At 70.8% G+C, this 7,096-nt stretch carries 2 protein-coding genes; both read right to left on the bottom strand.

Annotation, left to right across the window (positions count from 1 at the left end):
• Positions 1-123: 123 nt before the first annotated feature.
• Positions 124-5,070 (bottom strand): NAD-glutamate dehydrogenase, encoded by a 4,947-nt coding sequence (locus tag ACFRQN_RS23340; RefSeq protein WP_049653850.1) that lies wholly within the window; start codon positions 5,068-5,070, stop codon positions 124-126.
• 284 nt (positions 5,071-5,354) lie between these two features.
• Complete coding sequence (gene pruA / locus ACFRQN_RS23335) at positions 5,355-6,980, bottom strand: L-glutamate gamma-semialdehyde dehydrogenase (RefSeq protein ID WP_117491750.1); 1,626 nt, start codon at positions 6,978-6,980, stop codon at positions 5,355-5,357.
• Positions 6,981-7,096 lie beyond the last annotated feature (116 nt).

The following is a 7,096-nucleotide window of genomic DNA, read 5'->3' as shown; positions in this document are numbered from 1 at the left end:
CGCGTGGTGGGCTGCGTCTGTTGTTTTTAACCCACCGCCGCGGGCCGGCCCGGGGGGGGGGGGGCCGCCCTGGGGGACGGGCCCGGCGGCGGGGCCCGCGGGCCCCTCCGGTACAGCCGTCCGTCAGCGCATCGAACCGGTGCGCAGCAGGGTGCGGATGACGCGCATCGCGACCGAGAGGCTGGACAGCTCGTAGTTGTCCGAACCCCTTATGTCGTCGAGGGTGCTCTTGGCGCGGTTCAGCAGGGTCGCGTTGAGCTCGGCCCAGGCGGTGTACCGCTCCTCCGGGGTGGCGCCCTCGGGGCCGCAGGCCAGGATGTCGGCGGTCAGCGCCGCGTGCGCCGCGAAGAGGTCCTCGCGGATCGCGGCCCGGGCCATCGACGACCAGCGGTCGGTGCGGGGCAGCTCGATGATGCGGTCGAGCAGGTGCGAGATCTGGAGCCGGTCGCCCAGGTCGTAGTAGAGGTCGGCGACCTCGGCGACGTCCTTGCCGGAGCGGTCCGCGACCTCGGCGACGTCCAGGGTCGGGAAGACCGAGGAGAGGCCGGCGATCCGGGTGGCCAGCTCCTCCGGCACCCCGGCCGCGGCGAGCTCGCCGTAGATCGACTCGAACCAGGTCAGGTCCTCGCCGCGGAGCGGCTTGGGCAGCGACGCCCAGACCTGGTTGACCCGGTCGTGGAAGAACTCGATGGTGCCGGCGATGTCGAGCGGCTGGCGGCGGTTGTTGAGCATCCACCGGGTGGCGCGCTCGACCAGGCGCCGCGAGTGCAGCCGCATCTTGGTCTGCACCCGGGCCGGGACCTTGTTGTCCAGGTCCTCGATCTCGGCCCAGATCGGCTCCAGGTCGAAGACGGCCCGCGCGGCGGTGTGCGTCCGGGCGATCTCCTCGTAGGTCGCGCCGGTCTCCTCCTTCAGGCGGAAGGCGAAGGTGCAGCCACCGCGGTTGATCGTGTCGTTGACGATCAGCGTGGTGATGATCTCGCGGCGCAGCGCGTGGTTGTCGATCGCCTCGGCGAACCTCGCCCGCAGCGCGGTCGGGAAGTACTCGTGCAGCGAGGTGCGGAAGAACGGGTCGTCCGGCAGCTCGGTGGCCAGCAGCTCCTCGGCCAGGATGATCTTGGTGTAGGCGAGCAGGACGGACATCTCGGGCTGCGAGAGGCCGCGGCCGTTCTGCTGGCGCTCACGGATCTGGCGCTCGGCGGGCAGGAACTCCAGCCCGCGGTCCAGCTGCCCGGCCGACTCGAAGCGGCTGATCATCCGGGCGTGCACGTTGACCATGCTGTGCGCCTGGGCGACGGCGTTGGCCAGCACCACGTTCTGCGCGTAGTTGTTGCGCAGCACCAGGTGGCCGACCTCGTCGGTCATCTCGGCCAGCAGGACGTTGCGCTGCTTGACCGTCATGTCGCCCTCGGCGACCACCTGGTTGAGCAGGATCTTGATGTTGACCTCGTGGTCCGAGGTGTCCACACCGGCCGAGTTGTCGATCGCGTCGGTGTCGATCCAGCCGCCGGTGCCCTCCGGGCCGCCGGTGGCCGCGTACTCGATGCGGCCGAGCTGGGTGCAGCCGAGGTTGCCGCCCTCGCCGATGACCCGGGCCCGGACCTGCTCGCCGTTGACCCGGATGGCGTCGTTGGACTTGTCGCCCACCTCGGCGTTGGTCTCGGTGGAGGCCTTGACGTAGGTGCCGATGCCGCCGTTCCAGAACAGGTCGACCGGGGCCTGGAGGACGGCCCGCATCAGCTCGGCCGGGGTCAGCTTGGTCGCCGACACGCCGAGGGCGGCGCGGACCTGCGGGGTCAGCTGGATCGACTTGGCGCTGCGCGGGAAGACCCCGCCGCCGGCCGAGATCAGCGACCGGTCGTAGTCGTCCCAGGAGCTGCGCGGCAGCTCGAACAGGCGGCGGCGCTCGGCGTACGAGGAGGCCGCCTCCGGGTTCGGGTCCAGGAAGATGTGGCGGTGGTCGAAGGCGGCGACCAGGCGGATGTGCTCGCTGAGCAGCATGCCGTTGCCGAAGACGTCGCCGGACATGTCGCCGATGCCGATGACGGTGAAGTCCTCGGTCTGGGTGTCGACGCCGAGCTCGCGGAAGTTGCGCTTGACCGACTCCCAGGCGCCGCGGGCGGTGATGCCCATGCCCTTGTGGTCGTAGCCGGCCGAGCCGCCGGAGGCGAACGCGTCGCCCAGCCAGAAGCCGTAGGACTCGGCGACGCCGTTGGCGATGTCCGAGAAGGTCGCGGTGCCCTTGTCGGCGGCGACGACCAGGTAGGTGTCGTCCTCGTCGTGGCGGACCACGTCGGCCGGGTGCACGACCTCGCCGCCGACCAGGTTGTCGGTGATGTCGAGCAGCGCCGAGATGAAGGTCTTGTACGAGGAGACGCCCTCGGCCAGCCAGGCGTCGCGGTCGACCGCCGGGTCCGGCAGCTGCTTGGCGACGAAGCCGCCCTTGGCGCCGACCGGGACGATGACGGTGTTCTTGACCATCTGCGCCTTGACCAGGCCCAGGATCTCGGTGCGGAAGTCCTCGCGCCGGTCGGACCAGCGCAGACCGCCGCGGGCGACCTTGCCGAAGCGCAGGTGGACGCCCTCGACCTGCGGCGAGTAGACCCAGATCTCGAACGCCGGGCGCGGGGCCGGCAGGTCCGGGATGGCCTTCGGGTCGAACTTCATCGACACGTAGGAGTGCCACTCGCCGGAGGCGGCGTGCTGGAAGAAGTTGGTCCGCAGGGTCGCCTTGATGAGGTTCAGGAAGGAACGCAGGATGCGGTCCTCGTCCAGCGAGACGACCTCGTCGAGGGCGCCGGACAGCTCCTCCAGGATGCCCTCGGTCAGCTCCAGGGCGCCCGCGCGGTGGCTCGGGCTCAGCCGGGCCTCGAACAGGTTGACCAGCAGCCGGGTGGAGTGGGTGTTGTTGCGGAGCGCGTCCTCCATGTAGTCCTGGGAGAACGTGGAGCCCGCCTGGCGCAGGTACTTGGCGTACGCGCGCAGCATCATCGCCTGGCGCCAGGTCAGCCCGGCGGTCAGCACCAGCTCGTTGAAGCCGTCGTTCTCGGCCTTGCCCGTCCAGGTGGCGGCGAAGGTCTCCTGGAAGCGCTCGCGGGCCTCGTCGGTGAGCTCGGTGGCCTCGCGCAGCTTCAGGCCGAAGTCGTAGACCCACGCGGTGCTGCCGTCGGAGCGGCGCAGCGCGTACGGGTGCTCGTCCAGCACCTCGACGCCCAGGCGCTGGAGCACCGGCAGGACCTCGGTCAGCGAGATCGGGCCGCCGACCCGGTAGATCTTGAAGCGGCGCTCGTCGTCGCCGGCGCCGACCGGCTGGTACAGGTTCAGGCGGAAGTCGCCCTCGCCGTGCAGCGACTCGATCTGCTTGATGTCGGCGACGGCGGTGCGCGGCGGGAAGTCGGCGCGGTAGCCGTCGGGGAAGGCGTTGGCGTACTTGTGGCCGAGCTCGGCGGCCCGCTCCTCGCCCAGCTCGGTGTGCAGCTGGTCGTGGAAGCCGTCCATCCAGAACCGGGCGGCCTCGGCCAGCCGGTTCTCGATCCGCTCGATGTCCGTGTCGCTGAGGTGCGGCAGCGCGGTGCCCGGGGCGACCCGGACCACGAAGTGCAGACGGGTCAGCACCGACTCGGTGGCGTACACCGTGTAGTCGATGGTGGCGCCGTTCAGCTCCTCCTTGAGGATGTCGGTGATCAGCAGCCGGATGCGCGTGGTGTAGCGGTCGCGCGGCAGGTAGATGAACGCCGAGAAGTAGCGCCCGTACTCGTCCTGGCGCAGGAACAGCCGCAGCTTGCGGCGCTCCTGGAGGTAGAGCACGCTCGTCGCGATGGAGAGCAGCTCGGAGGCCGGGGTCTGGAAGATCTCGTCCCGCGGGAAGGTCTCCATGATCTGGAGCAGGTCGCGGCCGTCGTGGCTCTCGCTGGAGAAGCCGGAGTCCTCCAGCACCTCCTGGACCTTGCGGCGCACGACCGGGATGCGGGTGACCGACTCGGTGTAGGCGGCGGAGGAGAACAGGCCGAGGAAGCGGCGCTCGCCGACCGGCTCGCCGGCGGCGTTGAACTTCTTCACGCCGACGTAGTCCAGGTAGGCCGGGCGGTGCACGGTGGACCGGCTGTTGGCCTTGGTCAGGACGAGCAGCTTCTTCTCGTGGGCCTTGGCGCGCACCGGCGCGGAGAGCCGGCCGAAGGCCTCGCTGACGGCGTGGTGGGCGTCGTCGTGGCTGTGCGGGTCGGAGCGCAGGATGCCGAGGCCGGTCCCGGCGACGGCCTTGAGGACCTCCTCGCCCTCGTGCTCGACCAGGTCGTACTCGCGGTAGCCGAGGAAGGTGAAGTGGTCGTCGGCGAGCCAGCGCATCAGCTCCCAGGCCTCGCCGACCTCCTGCTCGGGCAGGCCGGCCGGGGGCTCCTCGGCCAGCTCGTCGGCCAGGCGCAGCGCGCTCTCGCGCATCTTGCCCCAGTCCTCGACGACCTCGCGGACGTCGCCGAGCACGCGGCGCAGGTCGGCCTCGATGGCGCGCAGGTCCTCGCGGTCGGTCTCGCGGTCGACCTCGATGTGCATCCACGACTCGACGGTCGCGTCGGCGGGCCACTCGGTGCCGGCGGCCTGGCTGCGGGAGCAGGCGTCGACGTCCAGGATCTCCAGCAGCTTGCCGGTGATGTCGCGGCGGACGACCAGCTGGGGGTGGATCACGACGTGGATCGCGCGGTCCTGGCGGGACAGCTCGTTGGTGACGGAGTCGACCAGGAAGGGCATGTCGTCCGTGACGACCTCGACCACGGTGTGGCCGCAGGACCAGCCGTTCTCCTCGACCGAGGGGGTGTGGACCCGCACCTCGGCGGTGCCCTGCGGGCGCTTGAGGCCCAGGCGGTAGTGGGAGGCGGCCGCGCCGTACACGTCGACCGGGTCTCTGTCGACCAGGTCGTCGGGCGCGGTGTGGAGGTAGTAGTGGTGCAGGTACGCGGTCAGAGCGCCGTTGCTCAGACCCTCCCCCGGCGCCGCTCCCCCCACCTGGCTGTTCTCAGCGGCTGCGGCTGCCTTCTTGAGCAGTTCGGCCTTGGCTGCGTCCAGCTTGGTCTGCATGACTTCTTGGCTCCTGTCGCGCGCCGTTGCGTGACTCGGTGGTGTGTGGATGTACACCGACGGGTCACCGCAATCCTGCCGCACCATCCGACTGAAAGGGGCTCATGGCACGCATGAAACGCCCTCCCAGCGGGTAGGACGTTCCGTTCGTCCTGCAGCCACCCGACGACGCCAGCCAGCCTAACCGGATCAATCGAAGGTGGACAGGGACAGGTCGGCGCAAACCCGCAGGAAGTCGGGTCCGTCCTGGACAGCATGTCCAAACCGGAGCCCGGTGTTCACTCTCAGCCCATGTGCGGGTGGCCGTGGTGGGTCGGCGGGACGAAGGTCTCCTTGATCGACCGGGCCGAGGTCCAGCGCAGCAGGTTCTGCGCGGCGCCCGCCTTGTCGTTGGTGCCGGAGGCCCGGCCGCCGCCGAAGGGCTGCTGGCCGACCACCGCGCCGGTCGGCTTGTCGTTGATGTAGAAGTTCCCCGCGGTGAACCGCAGCTCCTCGACGGCCTGGGCGATGGCGTAACGATCCTGCGCGATCACCGAGCCGGTCAGGCCGTACGGGGCGCCGGCGTCGACCCGGCGCAGCACGTCGTCCCAGCGGGAGTCCTCGTAGACGTGGACGGCGAGGATCGGGCCGAAGTACTCGGTCCGGAAGATCTCGCCCCGGTGGTCGGAGGAGACCAGCACGGTCGGCCGGACGAACCAGCCGATCGCGTCGTCGTACTGTCCTCCGGCCGCCAGTTCGATCGTCGGATCGGCCTTCGCCCGATCGATGGCGTCCCGGTTCTTCTCGAAGGCGCGCCGGTCGATCAGGGCGCCCATGAAGTTGGACAGGTCGGTCACGTCGCCCACCGCGAGCGCGTCCACCTCGGCCAGGAAGTCGTCCTTGATCCGCTGCCAGAGGCTGCGCGGCAGGTAGGCGCGGGAGAGCGCCGAGCACTTCTGGCCCTGGTACTCGAAGGCGCCGCGGATCAGCGCCGTCCTCAGGATCTCCGGGTCGGCCGAGCGGTGGGCCAGCAGGAAGTCCTTGCCGCCGGTCTCGCCGACGATCCTCGGGTACGTGCGGTAGCCGCCGATGTTGGCGCCGACGGTCTGCCACAGGGAGCGGAAGGTGGCGGTGGAGCCGGTGAAGTGCAGCCCCGCGAACGCCGGGTCGGCGAGCACCACCGGGGAGACCTGGAGGCCGTCGCCGGTCACCAGGTTGATCACCCCGGGCGGCAGGCCGGCCGCCTCCAGCAGCCGCATCAGGTGGTACGCGGCCAGGGTCTGGGTCGGCGCGGGCTTCCAGACCACGGTGTTGCCCATCAGCGCGGGGGCGGTCGGCAGGTTGCCGGCGATCGCGGTGAAGTTGAACGGGGTGACCGCGTAGACGAAACCTTCCAGCGGGCGGTGGTCGGTGCGGTTCCACACGCCGGGCGAGGAGATCGGCTGGTCCGCCAGGATCTGCCGGGCGAACCCCACGTTGAACCGCCAGAAGTCGATCAGCTCGCACGCCGAGTCGATCTCCGCCTGCTGCGCGGTCTTGGACTGGCCGAGCATGGTGGCCGCGTTGAGCGTCTCCCGCCAGGGACCGGCCAGCAGGTCGGCGGCGCGCAGGAAGACCGCCGCGCGGTCGTCGAAGGAGAGCGAGCGCCACTGCCGGCCGGCGGCCAGCGCCGCGTCCACCGCCGCCCGGGCGTCCTCCCGGGTGGCGTTGCCGAGCACGCCCAGCTTGGCGGCGTGGTGGTGCGGCTGCACCACCTCGATCCGCTCGCCGCCGCCGAAGCGCTGCTCGCCGCCGATCGTCATCGGCAGCGGGACCTGCTCGGCCGCCAGGTCGTCCAGCCGCCGCACCAGCCGGTCCCGCTCCGGGCTGCCGGGCGCGTACGCCCGCACCGGCTCGTTGACCGGGACCGGCACCTCGGTGACTGCGTCGATGGGCATGGCGGGCTCCGTCCTGGGGCTGGTCGGGTGTGACACCAGCCTGACCAGCCGGGGCGCGATCCGCCCGCTCAGACACGCGGACGGCGGACGTGGCGCCCGCCACGTCCGCC

Source organism: Kitasatospora sp. NPDC056800, from assembly GCF_042789775.1.
Classification (GTDB): Bacteria; Actinomycetota; Actinomycetes; order Streptomycetales; family Streptomycetaceae; genus Kitasatospora.
Note: the sequence above shows the minus strand (reverse complement) of the source record. Positions and strands in the feature narration are given on the sequence as shown.